Source organism: Niveispirillum cyanobacteriorum (assembly GCF_002868735.1).
In the GTDB taxonomy this organism is placed as follows: Bacteria; Pseudomonadota; Alphaproteobacteria; order Azospirillales; family Azospirillaceae; genus Niveispirillum; species Niveispirillum cyanobacteriorum.
This window is the reverse complement of record NZ_CP025614.1, coordinates 25,555-43,713: the sequence shown is the minus strand read 5'-3', so window position 1 is coordinate 43,713 and position 18,159 is coordinate 25,555. Positions and strand designations below refer to the sequence as shown.

At 65.5% G+C, this 18,159-nt stretch carries 17 protein-coding genes; 8 read left to right on the top strand and 9 right to left on the bottom strand.

The window, feature by feature from the left end; all coding sequences use genetic code 11:
- Window positions 1-14: 14 nt before the first annotated feature.
- Window positions 15-3,137, bottom strand: coding sequence for a ligand-binding sensor domain-containing diguanylate cyclase (locus tag C0V82_RS25290; protein ID WP_158660215.1), 3,123 nt, complete (start codon window positions 3,135-3,137; stop codon window positions 15-17).
- A gap of 299 nt (window positions 3,138-3,436) precedes the next feature.
- Between C0V82_RS25290 and C0V82_RS25285 the strand changes: the two genes are divergently transcribed.
- From C0V82_RS25285 to C0V82_RS25275, 3 genes are all read left to right on the top strand, one after another.
- Entirely contained in the window at window positions 3,437-4,945 is a 1,509-nt protein-coding gene (locus C0V82_RS25285) for a thymidine phosphorylase family protein (protein ID WP_102115233.1), read from the top strand.
- On the top strand, window positions 4,945-6,525 hold the full coding sequence (locus C0V82_RS25280; RefSeq protein ID WP_246814671.1) for an MBL fold metallo-hydrolase: 1,581 nt from the start codon (window positions 4,945-4,947) through the stop codon (window positions 6,523-6,525). The genes C0V82_RS25285 and C0V82_RS25280 overlap by 1 nt, the downstream gene beginning before the upstream one ends.
- Window positions 6,526-6,591: 66 nt before the next feature.
- A complete protein-coding gene (locus C0V82_RS25275) occupies window positions 6,592-9,942 on the top strand; it encodes a DEAD/DEAH box helicase (protein WP_102115232.1) in 3,351 nt (1,116 codons plus the stop codon).
- 6 nt (window positions 9,943-9,948) lie between these two features.
- Here C0V82_RS25275 and C0V82_RS25270 read toward each other — a convergent pair whose 3' ends face one another.
- From C0V82_RS25270 to C0V82_RS25260, 3 genes are all read right to left on the bottom strand, one after another.
- A complete protein-coding gene (locus C0V82_RS25270; protein WP_158660214.1) occupies window positions 9,949-10,428 on the bottom strand; it encodes an ImmA/IrrE family metallo-endopeptidase in 480 nt (159 codons plus the stop codon).
- A 14-nt stretch (window positions 10,429-10,442) separates the two neighbouring features.
- Window positions 10,443-10,859: a hypothetical protein gene (locus C0V82_RS25265; RefSeq protein WP_158660213.1), complete on the bottom strand. Its 417-nt coding sequence runs from the start codon at window positions 10,857-10,859 to the stop codon at window positions 10,443-10,445.
- Window positions 10,860-10,948: 89 nt separating this feature from the next.
- Window positions 10,949-11,602 (bottom strand): LysE/ArgO family amino acid transporter, encoded by a 654-nt coding sequence (locus C0V82_RS25260; RefSeq protein ID WP_245924333.1) that lies wholly within the window; start codon window positions 11,600-11,602, stop codon window positions 10,949-10,951.
- A gap of 26 nt (window positions 11,603-11,628) precedes the next feature.
- Here C0V82_RS25260 and C0V82_RS25255 point away from each other — a divergent pair, with 26 nt between their 5' ends.
- From C0V82_RS25255 to C0V82_RS25245, 3 genes are all read left to right on the top strand, one after another.
- Window positions 11,629-12,099, top strand: coding sequence for an Lrp/AsnC family transcriptional regulator (locus C0V82_RS25255; RefSeq protein ID WP_102115229.1), 471 nt, complete (start codon window positions 11,629-11,631; stop codon window positions 12,097-12,099).
- Complete coding sequence (yddG, locus tag C0V82_RS25250) at window positions 12,096-12,992, top strand: aromatic amino acid exporter YddG (RefSeq protein WP_102115228.1); 897 nt, start codon at window positions 12,096-12,098, stop codon at window positions 12,990-12,992. Before C0V82_RS25255 ends, yddG begins: the two co-directional genes overlap by 4 nt.
- 74 nt (window positions 12,993-13,066) lie before the next feature.
- Complete coding sequence (locus C0V82_RS25245; protein ID WP_158660212.1) at window positions 13,067-13,552, top strand: YkgB family protein; 486 nt, start codon at window positions 13,067-13,069, stop codon at window positions 13,550-13,552.
- Window positions 13,553-13,679: 127 nt separating this feature from the next.
- On the opposite strand, the gene C0V82_RS25240 is transcribed toward C0V82_RS25245, so the two are convergent.
- From C0V82_RS25240 to C0V82_RS25220, 5 genes are all read right to left on the bottom strand, one after another.
- Window positions 13,680-14,096: an organic hydroperoxide resistance protein gene (locus C0V82_RS25240; protein WP_102115368.1), complete on the bottom strand. Its 417-nt coding sequence runs from the start codon at window positions 14,094-14,096 to the stop codon at window positions 13,680-13,682.
- Between the two features lie 322 nt (window positions 14,097-14,418).
- Window positions 14,419-14,931, bottom strand: coding sequence for a tellurite resistance TerB family protein (locus tag C0V82_RS25235; protein ID WP_102115226.1), 513 nt, complete (start codon window positions 14,929-14,931; stop codon window positions 14,419-14,421).
- A 41-nt stretch (window positions 14,932-14,972) separates the two neighbouring features.
- Window positions 14,973-15,431 (bottom strand): DUF4112 domain-containing protein, encoded by a 459-nt coding sequence (locus C0V82_RS25230; protein ID WP_102115225.1) that lies wholly within the window; start codon window positions 15,429-15,431, stop codon window positions 14,973-14,975.
- Between the two features lie 180 nt (window positions 15,432-15,611).
- Window positions 15,612-16,001: an XRE family transcriptional regulator gene (locus tag C0V82_RS25225; protein ID WP_102115224.1), complete on the bottom strand. Its 390-nt coding sequence runs from the start codon at window positions 15,999-16,001 to the stop codon at window positions 15,612-15,614.
- Complete coding sequence (locus tag C0V82_RS25220) at window positions 15,998-16,495, bottom strand: type II toxin-antitoxin system RelE/ParE family toxin (RefSeq protein WP_246814673.1); 498 nt, start codon at window positions 16,493-16,495, stop codon at window positions 15,998-16,000. The genes C0V82_RS25225 and C0V82_RS25220 overlap by 4 nt, the downstream gene beginning before the upstream one ends.
- Window positions 16,496-16,534: 39 nt before the next feature.
- On the opposite strand from C0V82_RS25220, the gene C0V82_RS25215 reads away from it, so the two are divergent.
- Complete coding sequence (locus tag C0V82_RS25215; protein ID WP_102115366.1) at window positions 16,535-17,206, top strand: DUF969 domain-containing protein; 672 nt, start codon at window positions 16,535-16,537, stop codon at window positions 17,204-17,206.
- The gene (locus tag C0V82_RS25210) at window positions 17,203-18,153 is read left to right on the top strand and encodes a DUF979 domain-containing protein (protein WP_102115223.1); all 951 of its coding nucleotides are present in this window, start codon (window positions 17,203-17,205) and stop codon (window positions 18,151-18,153) included. The genes C0V82_RS25215 and C0V82_RS25210 overlap by 4 nt, the downstream gene beginning before the upstream one ends.
- The last annotated feature ends 6 nt before the right edge of the window (window positions 18,154-18,159 follow it).

Genomic DNA, 18,159 nt, shown 5'->3' with positions numbered 1-18,159 from the left:
GGGGACGCTGTCCCCTACCCCGCCACCACCACCCGGTTACGACCGCTCGCCTTGGCGGCATATAGTGCGCCGTCAGTACGGTTGAACAGGCTGGTCTGGGTTTCCCGTGTGGGGTCGGCCTGGGCCAGACCGATGGAGATGGTGACCTGGATCGATACACCTTCCAGGGCAATGGGCGTGCCGCCCACGGCGTGCCGGATGCGGTCGGCGGCGATCAGGGCCTGGGTCGCTTCGGTATGGGAGGTCAGGACCACAAATTCCTCCCCGCCATAGCGGGCCAGGAAATCCACTTCCCGCAGGGCGCCGGCGGCGCGACGGGCCACCTCGCGCAGGACGGTGTCGCCGACCAGATGGCCGTAGGTGTCATTCACTTCCTTGAAGTGGTCCAGATCCATCATCAGGATGCAGAATGGATGGCCATGCCGCAGCGCCGCCGTCCATTCCTGATCCAGCCGGTCCATGAAGGCGCGGCGGTTATGGATGCCGGTCAGCGGGTCGCGCGTCGCCAGCTCGGCCAGCCGGTCATTGGCCTCACGCAGGCTGGCGGTACGCTCGGCCACCTTGGCTTCCAGTTCCCGCTTGGTCTCGTTCAGCTTTTCGATGCGGGCCCGTTCCAGCATCATGACGATGCCGGCCCCCGCCGACAGGGCCAGCACCACGCCCAGGAACCGCACCCAGGGCCATTCGTACCAGAGATGGGGAACCGCCACGATCAGGCCGCGTTCGGCCACCACCATGCCATTGGGGTCAAGGGCGCGCAGGCGCAGCGTATATTGGCCGGGCGGCAGGTTGGTATAGGCGGCGTTGCGCCGGTCATTGCCGGCTTCCACCCAGTCGGTGTCAAACCCGTCCAGCCGGTAGGCATAATGCACGCCGGCCCTGACGGCATAATCCAGCAAGGCGAACCCCACCGTCAGGCGGCGATTATCGGAGGGCACCCGGATAGTGCGCGGCCCGTCGGGCAGGTTCAGGGCGCTGGCATTGGCGATCTGTCCGCCGGCCTGTACGCGCGTCACGGCCAGCGCATCCAGATAGGCATGGGGCCGGATCTGCGAGGGCTGGACCAGGGTCACGCCATTGGTGCCACCGAACACCAGCCCGCCATCGGGCAGGGTCGCCACCGAGCCCGGCAGGTAGGAGGAAACGCTGGTCGCCGACGACGGTTCCACCCGCGACACGCTGAAATCCGTGGGATCAATGGCGGCCAGACCATTATCGGTGGAGGCCCAGATGCGCCCGTCGGACCCCAGCATCAGACTGGCGACGGTATTGGACGGCATGCCATGCTGACGCGCGACGGTGCGGAAGGTGGGCTGTCCATCGGGACCGACCCCGTCCAGCATCATGGCGACACCGCCGCCGACCGTCCCCACCCACAACCGCCCCTGCCGGTCATGGACCAGGGCCGCGACATAATCATGGGGCAGGCTGTCGGATCGGTCGGCATCGCGGTGGAAATGCCGGAACCGTCCATCGGGACCCAGCAGGTTGAGGCCATTGGCCGTCCCGACCCAGACCAGCCCGTCCGGGCGCGGCAGCACGTTCCAGACCTCGTTATTGGACAGGCTGCCCGGCTGTGCCGGGTCCGCCGTATAGGAAACGGTCCGCCCATCGGACAATGATTGCCGGATCAGCCCGTAATAGGAACCGATCCACAGGTCCGTGTCGGTCACATGCAGGGCGGTGACATCGCGCCGTGTGACCAGCGGTGCCGACATCAATTGCGGCGTGCGCTCCCCCAGTGCGGGGCGCAGGCGGGAAAGCCCGGCCGAGCCGATCCAGATATCGCCCGAGCGATCACCCCGGATCGCATAGATGGGCGTGCCGACCAGGGCCCCCGGCGTCATCGTCCGGTCAAAGGGCGTGATATGGCCCGTGGCCAGATCAATCCGGTCCAGACCGCCATCATCCATCCCGACCCACAGGCCGTTGCGCCAGTCGGTCCACAGGCTCCACGCATCCCGGCCGGAAAAGCCCCGCGATTGGCCCAAAGCCACACTGACCACCCCGGATGGCACGCTGTTATGCCATGCCAGCCCCAGATTGGTGGCGACCCAGACGATCCCGCCCCGGTCCTTCATGATGCCACGGGTGAAATTGCCCGGCAGGGCACCCGCGACATTGGGATCGGCCCGGAACAGCCGCAGGCGGTCCTGACCGATGTCATATTCACCGACCCCGCCGCCGAACAGCGCCATCCAGAGGACACCGGGCCGCACCTCTACCATCCCGCGAACTGTGGATCGGCCCAGGATTGTATCGCGACCCGTCAGGCGCGGATGCGCCGTCGCCATCGTGTCACCCCTGGCCAGGGAAACGATGCCGCCGCCATTGGTGCCGATCCAGAGGCGGCCCTGCGGATCTTCAAAAAAGCTCCAGGTGCCGGTGGACAGGGCAAAGGCGCTGTCCGCGTCGCCCGTGTCCAGAACCTGCCACTGCGTCTCGCCCGGAGGCCGGCGGGCCACGGCCTTTTCCGTCCCGGCCCACAGCGTGCCCGTGCTGTCACGGAAGACGGAAAAAACATAGCCAGTGGGGAACCCATCCTGGCCGGGGCGCACGCGTTCCAGAACCTTCAGATCACGGCTGACATGATCCAGGCCCGCCACGGTCGCCACCCACACACCGTCGCCATCATCATCGGTCAGACCATAGACCTGGACATGGCCCAGCCCGTCCGGGCCGGCACCCAGGGTGGTAAAGCGATCAAAGCGCGGGTCGTAATAGGCGACACCCGCCGTATGCGTGCCCAGCCACATGCCGCCATCACGCGCCGGATGCAGCGCGCGGACAAAGCCGTTGGGCAGCGATCCCGGATCATGGGGATCATGATGGAAACTGCGCACGGCATAACCGTCGAAACGGTTCAACCCCCCCAGCGTGCCGATCCAGATGAAGCCGGTGGCATCCTGTGCCAGGGCCATCAACGAGTTATTGGCCAGCCCGTCAGCGGTGGACAGCGACTCGAACCCCACCTCCGCCCGTTCCGACAGGGTAACGGAAGGTTCAGCGGCGGGGGCCGTTGCAGCAATGAAACCAAAGATCAGCGCAAGCAGAACCAGTCCTGCCCGGCGGCCCACCGCCAGGATAAAGGAAGTCAAACCGGCCATCGGCCCCTTGCCGCCCTGGCTGTTCCGCACGCGCCCCTACCCCGCCAGTCTGCATGACATATGAATGTATCCCACCGAACCCGATACATCTCAAGGACAGGTTGAATGCCACATCTGCAAGAATGGTTCGTGGTGCTGTCATGATGAGGAAAGTTGTTTTAACCGCGTAATAACAAACGGTCGCAAAGGGGGCTTCGCCTCCTAAAGGTTGTCTGGCGGGTTCCTCGCTTTCTTGATCCATGTCATGGTCAGCGTTTGGTGCGGCCCTATCATGGTTTTCCAGGCAAACAACACCGGCCCGGCAATGGGTCGGTCATTGAGGAAACCTCATGTTGCGGTTGAAACGGATCGGCATTTCGACGGGCCGGGAGAATGTGGCCTTCCTGTCGCGGGCCTGCCCCACCTATCGCGCCGCCGCCTTTGAAGGCCAGGGTAAGGTGGAAGTGCTGGCCGGGTCCAAACGGCTGGTCGCCACGCTGGACCTTGTCGATGATCCCGCCATCCTGCCGCCCGACTGTCTGGGCCTGTCAGAGGAAACCTTCGCGCGGTTCGGACAGGTTGAAGGCAGCGACACCCGCCTGGACCATCCCCATCCGCCGAAAAGCCGGGAAGGGCTGCATGCCAAGATCGCGGGTCGCGAGCTGGACGAGGCCTGTTTTCGCGCCATCATCGACGACATCGCCCATCACCGTTACAGCAAGGTGGAGGTGGCGGCCTTCCTGGTGGCCTGCGGGTCCTTCATGACCACGGCGGAAACCCTGGCCCTGACCCGCGCCATGGCGGATGCGGGCGAAGGGCTGCATTGGCCCGACGCGCCCGTGGTGGTGGACAAGCATTGTATCGGCGGCATTCCCGGCAACCGCACCTCCATGATCGTGGTGCCCATCGTGGCGGCCCATGGCCTGCCCATGCCCAAGACATCGTCGCGCGCCATCACATCGCCCGCCGGCACCGCCGACACGATGGAGGTGCTGGCCAATGTCGAGGTCGATCTGAACCGCATGCGGGAGATCGTGGCAGAGGCCAAGGGTTGTCTGGTCTGGGGCGGGCATGTGAAACTGTCGCCCGCCGACGATGTCCTGATCTCCGTCGAACGGCCGCTGAATATCGACACGCGCGAACAGATGGTCGCCTCCATCCTGTCCAAGAAGAAGGCGGCGGGGTCCACGCATCTGGTCATCGACATGCCGGTCGGCCCCAGCGCCAAGGTGCGCAGCGCCGAAGACGCAGCACGCCTGCGCAAGCTGTTTGAATATGTGGGCGACGCCATCGGCTTGACCCTGCGTGTCACCATCAGCGACGGGTCGCAGCCCGTGGGCCGGGGCATCGGCCCCGTGCTGGAGGCGCGCGACGTGATGGCGGTTCTGGAGAACCGGGCCGATGCGCCGCCCGACCTGCGCGAACGTTCCCTGGCGCTGGCGGGCCGTATCCTGGAATTCGATCCAGCCTTGCGCGGCGGGGCCGGCATGGCGCGGGCGCGGGAGTTGCTGGATAGCGGGGCGGCCCTGCGCCAGATGCACCGCATCATGGAACTGCAAGGCCCGCCGCCGCGTGTCGCCACGCTGGGCAGCCTGTCGCGGGAGGTCGTGGCCGATCATGACGGGCGGGTCATGTCCATCGATTGCTACCGTCTCGCGCGCATCGCGCGACTGGCCGGTGCGCCCTTTGATCCCGGTGCCGGCATCGACCTTCTGAGGAAGGTGGGCGACCCGGTGCAGGCCGGCGAACCGCTCTACCGTATCCATGCCGAACGCGAGGTGGAGTTCCGCTTCGCCTGCGGTCTGGCGGCGGAAGCGTCGGGATATACCGTGAATGGCAATGGCAAGGAGCCGCTGTGATGAGCATGACCCCCACCATCAGTTTCCACGGGGCTGCCGGCGGCGTCACCGGTTCCTGTTTCCTGGTCCGCCACGCCGGCGGCGTGCTGCTGGTCGATTGCGGCATGTTCCAGGGGTCCAAGAGTGTGCAGGAGCTGAATTATCGCGACTTTCCGTTCGATGTGACGGAACCGTCGGTCCTGCTGCTGACCCACGCCCATATCGACCATAGCGGCCTGATCCCGAAACTGTACCGGCATGGGTTCGGCGGGCGGATCATCACCACGCGCGGCACCGCCGATCTTCTGACCTTCATGCTGCCCGACAGCGGCTTCATCCAGGAAAGCGAGGTGCGCCACCTGAACCGCCGCAACCGCCAGCGCGGGGCCAGAGAGGTGGAGCCGATCTATACCCAGGCGGATGCCCAACGCGTACTGTCGCGCATCCGGCCCGTGGACCGCGATGTCTGGATCGACGTTGAACCCGGCGTGCGCGCCCGATTCTGGGATGCGGGCCATATATTGGGGTCGGCCTCGATTGAGTTGGAACTGCCCGGCGAAAATGGCCCCGTGCGCATCCTGTTTTCCGGCGATATCGGGCCGGGGGACAAGCCGTTTCACCCCGATCCGCACGGGCCGGCGCGGCCCGACTGGCTGGTCGTGGAAAGTACCTATGGCGGGCGCGACCGGCCCCTGATCACAGCGGATGAACGGCGCGCCGTCCTGGGTGCCGAACTGAAGGCCGCATTCGCGCGCGGCGGGCCGGTGCTGATCCCCGCCTTTGCCGTGGAACGCACCCAGGAACTGCTGTTCGACCTGGACCTGCTGTTCGATCAGGGCGTACTGCCGCCGGTCAATGTCTTCCTGGACAGCCCGCTGGCCATCCATGTCACCCAGGTTTTCGACCGCCACCTGCCGGAGATCAATCAGGCCGGAACACCCGCCCCCTTCACCCGCCGCAACCTGCACCTGACCGAGGATGTGGAGGCCAGCAAACGCCTGAACCGTGTCAATGGCGACGCCATCATCATCGCCGCCAGCGGCATGTGCGAAGCGGGCCGCATCCGCCACCATCTGAAGAATAATCTCTGGCGGCAATCGGCCACGGTTCTGCTGGTGGGATATCAGGCACCCGCCACCCTGGGCCGGCTGTTGCAGGAAGGGGTCAAACGCGTGCGCATCCATGGGGAAGAGGTGGAGGTCCGTGCGCAGATCCGCACGCTCGACACCTATTCCGGCCATGCCGACCACGCCCACCTGCTGCGCTGGACCCTGGACCGGCTGCCGGTATCGGGCGGCATCTTCGTGGTGCATGGGGAGGAGCAGGAGCGCCAGACAATGAAAGGCGGGCTGGTGGAGGCCGGGATCGACGGGGGCAAAATCCACATCCCGGCGCTGGACAGCCAATGGTCCCTGACCAGCCTGGGTGGACGGGAGGTGGCAGCCAGCACGGCCCCGCGCGCCGTCACCGTGGCCAAGGACTGGCACAATGACTATGCCGCCACCATGCTGGCCTTGTCGGAGAAGGTGCGCGGTGAGAAGGATGACGCGAGCCGGGCCGCCCTTCTGGCCAAGGTGCGGGCGGCCCTTGGCCTGGGGTGAGGGTTGCATCCACCGCCCCGGCTGGTCCATGGTGCGCAGGAGTGAGCGGCGGGGATTGCGGGCAGTATGCGGGAAAAGGACCTGATCGAACTGGCGGCGGTCGGTATCGCGCAAATCGCCGACCTGCACCAGCAACGCGGGGCGACCTATTTCCGCAATGGCCGCGTGCACGGGGTGGAGCTGGAGCCCGACCTGGACTCCATCTTCGGGCAGGTGCAGGGGTCCGAGGCGGAGCCCTATGACGTCACCATCCTGTTCCGCAAGACCCGCTTTGGCTATGCGCTGGAAAGCGATTGCACCTGCCCCGTCGGCCATGACTGCAAGCATGTGGCCGCCGTCCTTTACGCCGCGCGCGATCAGCAGCGGCACAGGACCGCCGCCGGGGCGGGCAAGTCCGCTATCCCGCCGACCGACAGCCGGGCCCTGGATGCCTGGATCAACGGTCTGATCGGGCTGCGCGACGGGCCGCCGCCGGGGCGTGTGGCGGAGAAGCCGGAACATATCCGCTATCTGCTGACCCCTCCCAGGGATGAACACCAGCTGCCGACCCTGTCGCCGCATATGTCGCGGATGACACAGAAGGGTGTGCCGACCAAGGGGCGCACGATTGCCTTCTTCAACCTGCAATCCCCCCACGGCGCGGGCGTGACGGAGGAAGATCGGCGGCTGGCCCATCTGTTCGGCCCGGTTCTGGGCGTGCATCACCACCTGCCCGATGATGATGGCCTGCTGGCCGAACTGCTGCCGCGCTTTCTGGCCACGGGGCGGCTGCATTGGCTGTCGTTTGAGAATGCACCTTTGCGCCTGGGTCCCGCGCGGCCCGCCAGTATCGACTGGGTCCTGGATGCACAGGGGCGGCAGATGCCCGTGACACGGCCAAAGGGTGGGGGAATGCCCCTGGGCCGGGCGGCGGCGGCGCTTTGGTACCTGGACACAGACCAGGGATTGCTGGGTCCTGTAGAGCTTCCCGCAGCACGGCCCCTGCTGTTGCAGGTGCTGCGCGCCCCGCCGCTGGACCCGATGGCGGCGGCAAAGGTGGCGCGGCAATTGCCGACCTTGCTGCCACAGGCCACGCTGAGCGGTGGTGCAGTGGCCCTGCCGCAATCGACCGCCGCCGTGACGGGCGATGACAGCCCGCCCCTGATCCGCCTGATCCTGACCACGCACCGACCCGCCGGACAGCCCAACCGCTGGCAACCCGTGATGGAGCCGAGCGACCGCGCCTATCTGTCCTTCGATTATGGCGGCACCATTGTGAAGGACCAGGGCGGGCCGGACGAGTTCCGGCAGGTGCATGGGTCCAAGGTCACCATCCGCCATCGCCGCCGCGATGTGGAGGAACAGGCCCGCCGCCGGCTGGCCAATGCCAACCTGCTGCCGGCCTATGCCCTGTCGGTTCAGATGGGGAGCAAGGCACCGGCCCTGCCGGTTGGTGCCGCCTACACCCTGTTCGGCCCGCCGGAGGCGGCGTGGCTGAGCTTCCTGGACCGGGTGGTGCCGGGCCTGCGCGCCGATGGCTGGCAGGTGGAGATCAGCCCGGATTTCCGCTGGCACCTGACCCGGATTGAGGAATGGGAAGGCGAGGTGGAGGCCGCCGGCGGCGGCTGGTTCGACCTGGATCTGGGCATCCGTATCGACGGGCAGCGGGTGCCGCTGCTGCCCCTGCTTCTGGCCGTGCTGAAACGGCTGGGCAAGAATGGCGACCCGGAAGCGCTGCTGGCCGCCGATCCCGACGCCATGCTCTATGCCCCGCTGCCGCGCGGCGGGCATGTGGCCCTGCCGGTGGCGCGCGTGGCACCGCTGACAAAGGTGCTGCTGGACCTGTTTCACGGGGCGGGCGCACTGGACGGGGCCGGGCGGTTGCGCATCGACCTGGGTCAGACGGCCCTGCTGGACGGGATGCGCGGCATGCCCGACCTGCTGCGCCCCGGACAGCGGGACAAGCTGCGCCGCCTGCTGGAACCGGCCACCGAAGTGGCGGAACCCGCGGGCCTGTCCACGACGCTTCGCCCCTATCAGCGACAGGGCCTGGGCTGGCTGCTGGCCCTGGCAGAGGCGGGGGCCGGCGGCATCCTGGCCGACGATATGGGCCTGGGAAAGACCTTGCAGGTCATCGCCTTCATTCTGGCCCTGAAACAGCAGGGCCGCCTGCTGCGCCCCGCCCTGGTCGTGGCACCGACCAGTGTCGCCCCCAACTGGCCGCGCGAGGCGGCCCGGCATGCACCGGGCCTGACGGTCCACCTGCATCACGGGCCGGACCGGGCCGATGGCTGGGCCTTGGCGCAGAAGGCGGATATCGTCGTCACCTCCTACCCGCTGCTGCACCGCGATCATGCGCTGTTGAAGCAGAAACCCTGGTCCGTCCTGATCCTGGACGAGGCGCAGATGGTAAAGAACCAGGCGGGCAAGCTGGCGGGTCTGGTCCGCGACCTGCCCGCCGAACATCGGCTATGCGTGACCGGCACGCCGCTGGAGAACCATCTGGGCGAGCTGTGGACGCAGATGGATTTCGTGATGCCGGGCCTGCTGTCCGACAGCCGCAGCTTTACCCGCCTGTTCCGCAGCCCCATTGAAAAGCGGGGCGATGGCGAACGCCAGCAGCTTCTCACAGGTCGCCTGCGCCCCTTCATCCTGCGCCGGAACAAGGCGGAGGTGGCGGCCGACCTGCCGCCCAAGACGGAGATCGTGGAGCGCATCACCCTGCCCGATGATCAGCGCGACCTGTATGAAACGCTGCGCCTGACCATGGATGCCAAGGTGCGTCAGGCGATTGCCGAAATGGGGTTGGGCCGGTCGCATATCCTGATCCTGGAGGCGCTGCTGCGCCTGCGTCAGGCCTGCTGCGACCCGGCCCTGCTGCCGGTGACGGCCCTGACCAAGGCGGTATCCAGCGCCAAGCGCGCGCATCTGATGCAGATGCTGCCCGAACTGGTGCAGGAGGGGCGGCGTATCCTGCTGTTCTCGCAGTTCACCTCCATGCTGGACCTGATCCGGGCCGATCTGGACGAGTTGGGCCTGCGCCATGTCAGCCTGACCGGCGACACCAAGGACCGCACCACGCCCGTGGACCGGTTCCAGGCGGGTGAGGCCGATGTCTTCCTGATCAGCCTGAAGGCCGGCGGCACAGGCCTGACCCTGACCGCCGCCGATACGGTCATCCATTACGATCCCTGGTGGAACCCCGCCGTGGAGGATCAGGCCACCGACCGCGCCCACCGCATCGGCCAGGACAAGCCCGTCTTCGTCTATCGCCTTGTCGCCGACGGTACGGTCGAAGACCGCATGCTGGACCTCCAGGCCCGCAAACGCCAGCTTGCCGCCGCCCTGCACGATGGCGGCGGCGACAGCCCCGGCGCGTTGACCGAGGATGATATCGAACGGCTTTTCGCGCCGATTACGGAGCTGGCGAAGGGGTGATGGCCGCTACTCCGCCGCGACGCGGGGCACGCCGAGGCGGATACGCATCGCCTCTTCCGAAACACGGAAGCGGGCCGCCAACTCCTTTGGGTCCGTGATGCCAGATGCCTGCAAACGATACACAGCCTCCTTCGGCATCAGGATGTTGGCCGCAACGCTGTTGGCTTGCCGCTCATGCACCGGCAGGATCTGGTTGTTGGCGAAGGGGGTGTTTACGGCGCGATAGGCCCTGTTATCGCCAACGCCGTCCCCCAGAAGATCGCGATGAAAGATAAAGTGCGCCAGTTCGTGCGCCGCCGTGAAGCGCTTACGCGTCTCTGCATGGTTCGCATTGATCACGATGGCGTAGCGGTCATCATCTCTGCGTTCAATCCAGCCCGAGATGTCGCTGTCCAAGGCCCGAAACTCCGGCCCCAGGCCCAAGTCCTGCAGAATGTCATAAATCGGCACGGGCGTCTGTGCCGCGTACCGGTCAATGACAGTCATGGGGTCAATGATCCTCATCCAGCAGCACTCCCCATCTGTTCCGCGGCCTGCCCGTCGTCGCCACGGTCCATTGAAGCATCCTGAAGCATTTCCACCTTCCTGCGGATCATCACCGGAGCTTCCTTGGCCAGCCACTCCTCAATCAACTTCCTGGCGCAGCGTTCTGCCTCTTCCCGCGCCTCTTTCTCGGCCCGGCGGGTGATGAAAACACCCCAGCCAATCGCCGTAAAGAGGGCCAGAACGCCCAGCAGAACCGACCCGTAGGCCAAGGCCGCGGACAGGCTCGACAGCGACGTCGCCATGGCGTCCCAGTTGGGGGCGCTGGAGGTAACCGGCGGTGCGGTGGGGGGCGTGCAGGCCCTGGCCGTCGTCTCCACCATACGCACGCAGGCCTCTACTGGCATAGATGGAATCTCTGACGGTTCGGACAAGACCATCTCCCCGCATGCTGACCCTGCACCAACAAGGCCCATACGGATGATGGGTGTTTTTCTATCAGATTTCCATCAATAAGTGCATACTAGACCAGCGCAGTGCCCAGCGTGTAAAGCCCGAGCGCGCCCAGGATCAGGCCGGTGCCGATATTGATCCAATGCACCGTCCGGCCCGTGACGCGGCTGCGCAGCAGGGTGACGCCGCCGCACAGGAACATCCACCAGAGCAGGGAACCGATGAAGATGCCCGCAACCAGCGTGCCATCCTCCACCGGTCCCTTCGTATTGCCGAAGCCGACGACCAGTGTACTCATGCCCAGGATGGTGACGGGGTTGGTGGCGGTCAGGAACAGGCCCGAAAACACTGCCGCCGGCAGGTTGCCGGCCACGGGTTCGGCGGCCAGGGGCTTGGGTTCACGCGTCAGGCTGTGGCCCGCGACGATCAGCAGGAACAGCCCGCCTACCACCTGCAACAACGGCATGTTCTGGGTGATCACATTCAAAACGGCGGTGATGCCGAAGGCGGCGATGCCGCTGAAAAACGCGTCGGCGAGCGCCGCGCCCAGGCCGGTGGCCAGCCCCGTGGCCAGCCCGCGTTCCAGCGAACGGCGGATACAGAGCAGGCCGATAGGTCCCACAGGTGCGGCGATAATCACGCCCAGAACCACACCGCGCCAGAAAATCCCAATATCGTCCAGCAAATCCAGTACCTTCCAGCGTGAACCCGTTGGCGCGGGCACCGACATCCGTTTAGGATGGTGCCATCATGCCCGACCGCGCCCCCTCCCCCCTCGACCTGCTTGACGATATCGGCCTGCATCTGCTGCGCGAATTGCAGCGGGATGCACGGCTTTCCTTCGCCGATCTGGCCCGCCAGGTGGGGCTGACGGCCCCCGCCGTCGCCGAACGCGTGCGCCGGATGGAAGCCATGGGCCTGATACAGGGCTACCGGGCGGAGGTCAACCGCGCCGCCCTGGGTCTGAAGCTGACGGCCTTTATCCGCCTGCGCACCAACCATGGCCGCGACGGCGACCTGGAACGGTTTGCCGCCGAACAGCGGGAAGTGCTGGAATGTCATGAGGTGGCGGGGGAGGAAAGCTATCTCCTGAAGGTCGCGGCCACGGATGTGCAGCATCTGGACCGGCTGCTGACCACCATTTCCGGCTTCGGTGCCACCCATTCCACCATGGTCCTGACCACCAAAATTGCCTCTCGCGTGCTGGAGCCGTTTGCATGAGTGCTGTTGCCGCCACCGCCACCCCCGGTGCCGTCCGTCGTGCCACCCTGGTTGGGGGCACCGCCATCCTGATGTGGTCGACGCTGGCCCTGCTGACCGCCCTGGCGGGGCCGGTGCCACCCTTCCTGCTGGTGGCTTTGTCCTTCGGGCTGGGCGGGCTGGTCAGCCTGGGCATCATCGCGGCGACGGGGCGGCCTGTGAAGGCGGCTGTGCGGCAGCCATTGCCGGTCTGGCTGCTGGGTATTGGTGGGCTGTTCGGTTACCATTTCCTGTATTTCCTGGCGTTGCAGACGGCACCGGCGGCAGAAGCCAACCTGATCAATTATCTGTGGCCGCTGCTGATCGTGCTGTTCGCGGGCCTGTTGCCGGGGGAAAGGCTGGGGCGGCCACAGTTGCTGGGGGCGGCGGCAGGGCTGGCCGGCACCTTGCTGCTGATCACGGGCGGCAAGGGCATCAGCGTCGATGCCCAATATCTGCCGGGCTATCTGGCGGCGCTGGCCTGCTCGGTGACATGGTCGGGCTATTCGGTGCTGTCGCGGCGGTTCGGGGCCGTGCCCACCGAAACGGTGGCGTTTTTCTGTCTGGCCACATCCCTTCTGGCCATTCCCTGTCACCTGCTGTTTGAACAGACCGTGTGGCCGCAGGGCGTCTGGGGCTGGTCCATCATCGCGGCCATGGGCATCGGCCCCGTGGGTCTGGCCTTTTTCGTTTGGGACCATGGGGTGAAGCGCGGGGACATCCAGACCTTGGGGGCGCTGTCCTACGCCACGCCGCTTCTGTCCACCGGTCTGCTGATCGTGGCGGGACGGGCGGGATTCACCTGGCCGGTTGTCGGGGCCTGCCTGCTGATCGTGGGCGGGGCCGTGGTGGCCAGCCGGGGGTTGGGAAAGTAATTTTCGCATCCCCCGTAACCTATCCGCCCTTGGCGCGAATGATGGTGGATGTCGCACGCCCAGGGGGAGCCGCCATGACCGCCATCGATACCGCACTGAACCGCCTTCCGGGGCCATCCGCCGCCATCCAGGCACTGCGCTGGTCCATGGTCTTCATCTTCGCCATGTTCGGCATCGCCAAGTTTGCGGCCTATGAAGCCGAGGGCGTGGCCCGCATCGCCGAACATTACTGGCTGTTCGCCTGGATGTACCCGCTCTGGGGGGTACAGGGGGCCAGCAACGCCATCGGCGTACTGGAACTGTCGGCGGGGGTCTTCATCGCGCTGGGGGCCTGGTCGCACCGCGCCGGCCTGTTGGGCGGGGTAATGGGCATCGCCACCTTCCTGGTCACGCTCAGCTTTTCCATCGGCGCGAACCTTTGGCAAAAGGATTACGGCTTCCCCTTCATGGGGTCGCTGGCGCAGTTCCTTTTCAAGGATGTGGTGCTGCTGGCCGCGTGCTTTGCGCTGGCGCTGGATGCCGGTCACCGCTTGGCGCAAACGAAAAAGGGCGCCGCATAAGCGCGACGCCCTGTTCGGTGACGTGGTTTCCGCGGATTACGCTTCGCTAATCCACGCTACGACGGATTGGCCTGATCCGTAGCGCGGATTAGGCGCCAGCCGTAATCCGCGGAAAGCCCGGCTCCAATCAAACGATCACCGTCTCCACGCTGATATTGCCCTTAGTGGCGTGGCTGTAGGGGCAGACCTTGTGGGCGCGGGCCACCAGATCCTGGGCCGTCGCGGCGTCCAGGCCCGGCAGGCTGACATTCAGCTTCACGGCCAGACCGAAACCTTCATCCTCACGCGGGCCGATGCTGACATTGGCGGTGACGGAGACATTGGCCGGCACGGCGATCTTGTCGCGGCCACCCACGAACTTCATGGCACCGATGAAGCAGGCTGTATAGCCGGCGGCGAACAGCTGTTCCGGGTTGGTGGCACCACCGGCACCGCCCAGTTCCTTCGGCAGGGCCAGCTTCACATCCAGCAAGCCATCATCGGACGTGGCGCGGCCATCGCGGCCACCGGTGGAGGTCACATTGGCGGTGTAGAGAACCTTCATGATCATCACTCCTGTCTATCGGCTTTTCTGCCGGGTGTCTGGCGGGGCCGGTTGGCACCGTCGATCTCGTGAGGTCAATATCGCTCGCGATTAGATCGTGTGCAATCTATTTTATCGTGTGCGATTATATCGTATGCTATGCATTTTCAGCATTTGACGCGCATGGGACCTTCAATGTCGGCAAACGCAAAATCCCCCTTGATCAGTCACGACCAAGGGGGATCAGGATCAGGCCATCAGGCCGCATAAAAAGGCAGCCGCGGGCGCGCGGACCAGGACAGGGGAGCCGGCCCGCGGGACGTGTTGCCCGCGGCCGCAACGGTCATGCCGCTTGCCCCGGCATGCCGACCTGGAAACCGGGCTGGTTCATGGGATGGTTCTTGTCCACGAACACCGACCGGTCATTCTTCATCATGATGACTTCGAAATAAGGGCTGAACTGCTCATCGGTGATGCCGAAGGCCTTCTGCGCCTTGTCGAAGAATTCGCGCTCTTCCTGCTCCGCCTCGCCATCCGACAGGGCACTGTCGACGAGGTTCATCAGGATGCACAGACGCTGCGCCGTGGTCAGGACGGGCGTGGCCTCGGCCAGGAACTGTTCATGGCTGTGGCTGCGCACATATTTCATGGCGGAATTCAAAAGCGCCTGGTTGTTGGCGCCGACACCGATGGTGCCGCCCGACTTCTCCCCGCCGATGACGGCCAGAAGGTGACCCACCTCCTCGGCATCCATCTCGCCATCGGCGGCCATGGTATAGAGAAGGGCGATGGCGAAGGCCTTGTGGGCCGTCATCGCCTCGCCCTTGTCGCTCTTGAACATGTTGAACAGGCTCATATCAGGACCTCATCTGCCAAGATGTTGTTTTATTTGGTATTTTAGAGACGGGTGTAGTTCCCGTCGATAACCCCGCCGGGCCCTTCATAAGGCCGGCGGAATGGGTGCTGACCGTCAAGGTGACGGCGCAGCAGATCGACATTGCGATCATTGGCACGGAAGAACAGATCACCGAACCAACCCACGACGGGGATGGCGCTGATCAGACTGTCGATGACGACATTGCCCGCCATCTTTGTCACCAGCCGTTTGGGCGCACCCAGCCGGGCGCTTTCCCAGACCAGCCAGCCAGCAACGCCCGTGGACAGCGCCAGACCGGCACCGGGGATCAGGTTCAATGGCGCGTCCAGACCCACCCGCCCGATGACAGGCAGCTTGATGGCGCTGTCCAGCACCCGCGCCACACGGTCCAAACGCCGGCGCACACGCCAGTGACTGTCCATATGCGCATCGGCGCGGGGATCATCGTAACGGGGGGAATAACGTTCCAGGTTCGACATAAGACAGGCTCCTTCACGACCAAGCCATAGCTTCGCCCAAGGAGTCCGACATCGCGTGCGGCAAGCGCCATCACGCCAGAGGGGCCCGGACCCAGGATGTCGCTGAGATAAGGGGGGTGGGCCGGGGGTTCAAGGGTAAGGGTGGTGATTTTTTGTGAGTGGCACCGTTACCGCCATGGATCATGCCGCCACGCCGTCTGGACCGCTGCCCGTTCGCAGCTTGCGCCGACGCTTCTTCGGCGGCGGCGATGTCTCACCCGTGATATCCGCCAGGGCGACCTCTACCGGCTGACGATCTGGAAATTCCGCCACCAGCCGCAGCCGCCCCCCCATGGCCGCGACATAGCTGCTGAGGGTAGACAGAAGCAGGTCGGCACGGCGTTCCAACCGCGACACGCTCTCCTGCTCGATCCCCATCAACGCGGCCATCCGCTCCTGCGTCAGGTTCTGTGCCTGCCGCAGATCACGCAGGGTCAATTCCTCCGCGATCAGCGCCTGGGTCCGGGCGGCAATCGCTTCCCGCTCCTCAGGCGTGAAACCCTGCATGAAGCTTTCGAGGCTGACGGTCATTTCCTCTCCCCGTCCTTCTTAGACAATCGTGCCAGATGTTCCCCAAACCGCTTGTCGGCAATACGGATCAGGTCGCGATAGAATTGCCGCTCCGCCTTGCCGGACTTGCTTGCGCCCACCAGAAGAATTGCGGAACGCTTTGGATCGAATGCGAAAGCGATGCGCCACTCACCGTCCGCAACGGTGAAACGCAGTTCCTTCATGTTGGCATGCGCCGATCCGTTCAACGTATCGCAATGTGGCCGCCGAAGCTGTGGGCCGAACTCCCGCAGCAGGCCGGCAAGGGCAGCAATTTCCACCCTCACCGTCGATGGAAAATCCGCCGCCTCCACGGCAAAATCCCGGTCAAGCTGAACATCCCAAGCCATCACACGCGGCGGATCCATGAAACCATTGGCACGATGAAACATGATGCCAATGGCATATGATTTCAAATGCATATTTTGCGACGCCGGCCTTCCCCGGCATTTCCCCTTGGCAAGGGGGATCGTCATCGGCACCCTGTCGGCTTCATTGCCGGGTTCGGGGGCGCCATGTGGGTTTTGTTGGGTGTGGGGGTTGTCGTTATCGGGTTTGTGGCCCGGATCAACCCTTTGCTGGTCATCGCGGCGGCGGCCATCACCACGGGGCTGGCGGCCGGGATGGAGCCGCTGGCCCTGGTTGCGGCCCTGGGCAAAGCGTTCAATGACAATCGCTATGTCAGCCTGATCTGGATCGTGCTGCCGGTCATCGGCCTGCTGGAACGCGAAGGGTTGCAGGAACTGGCGCGCGGCCTGATCACGCGGGTGAAGGCGGCCACACCGGGCCGGCTGCTGCTGGGTTATTTCATGGTGCGCCAGGCGCTGGCCGCTGTCGGCCTGACCTCCGTCGGCGGGCATGCACAGACGGTGCGCCCCTTGCTGGCCCCCATGACGGAGGCGGCGGCGGAGCAGCGGCATGGACCCCTGGATGACGATACCCGCAATCTGGTCCGCGCCCATGCGGCGGCGGTGGACAATATCGCCCTGTTCTTCGGCGAGGATATCTTCCTGGCCATTGCGTCGATCCTGCTGATCAAGGGGTTCCTGGAACAGAACGGGGTGATGGTGGAACCGTTGCAGCTGTCGATCTGGGCCATCCCGTCGGCCATTGCCGCCCTGGGCGTGCATGCCGTCCGGTTGCGCGCGCTGGACCGGCGTCTGGGCATGAAGGGGGCCGTGGCATGATCGGGCTGCACGAGATTTATATCATCGGCGGCCTGTTCTTCGGGGCCTGCGCCATCTATGGCCTGCTGGACCGCGGCAATCCCCGCCGCTGGCTGAATTTCCTGTTCTGGGGCGGGCTTTCCACCTCCTTCCTGGCCGGTGATCATCTGGGCGATGTCGGCAATGGCCTGCTGGTGCTGGGGCTGGTGGCCGTTGGTGCCATCGGCCTGGGCAAGGGCACGGCCCGGACCACCAGCGTGGAGGAACGGCGCGAACGGGCGGCCCGGCGAGGGGGCAAGCTGCTGATCCCCGCCCTGGTCATCCCGGCCACGGTTCTGGTCGGCACCCTGCTGTTCAAGCATCTGACCATCGGGGGGGAGGCGCTGGTGGAAAGCCGGCATGCGACGCTGGTGTCCCTGACCCTGGGCGTGCTGCTGGCCTTGTCGCTCTGTCTGGTCTGGCTGCGGCCCGGCCCCGTGGCGGCGGTGCAGGAGGGGCGGCGCTTGCTGGATTCTGTCGGCTGGGCCGCCATCCTGCCGCAGATGCTGGCCTCGCTGGGGGCGGTCTTCGCGCTGGGTGGGGTGGGTCAGGCGGTGGGCAGCCTGATCGGCGATTACCTGCCGCTGAACGGGCCGTTCGCGGCTGTGCTGGCCTATTGCATCGGCATGGCGCTGTTCACCATCATCATGGGCAATGCCTTTGCGGCGTTTCCGGTGATGACGGCGGCGGTGGGCCTGCCGCTGGTGGTGCTGAAATTCGGCGGCGATCCGGCGGTGATGGGGGCCATCGGCATGCTGTCGGGCTTCTGCGGCACCCTGATGACGCCGATGGCGGCCAATTTCAACGTGGTGCCGGCGGTGCTGCTGGAGTTGAAAGACCGCAACGGCGTCATCAAGGCGCAGATCCCCACGGCCCTGCCGCTGCTGGGCATCAATATCGCCCTGATGTATCTGCTGGCCTTCCGGTGAGGGAGA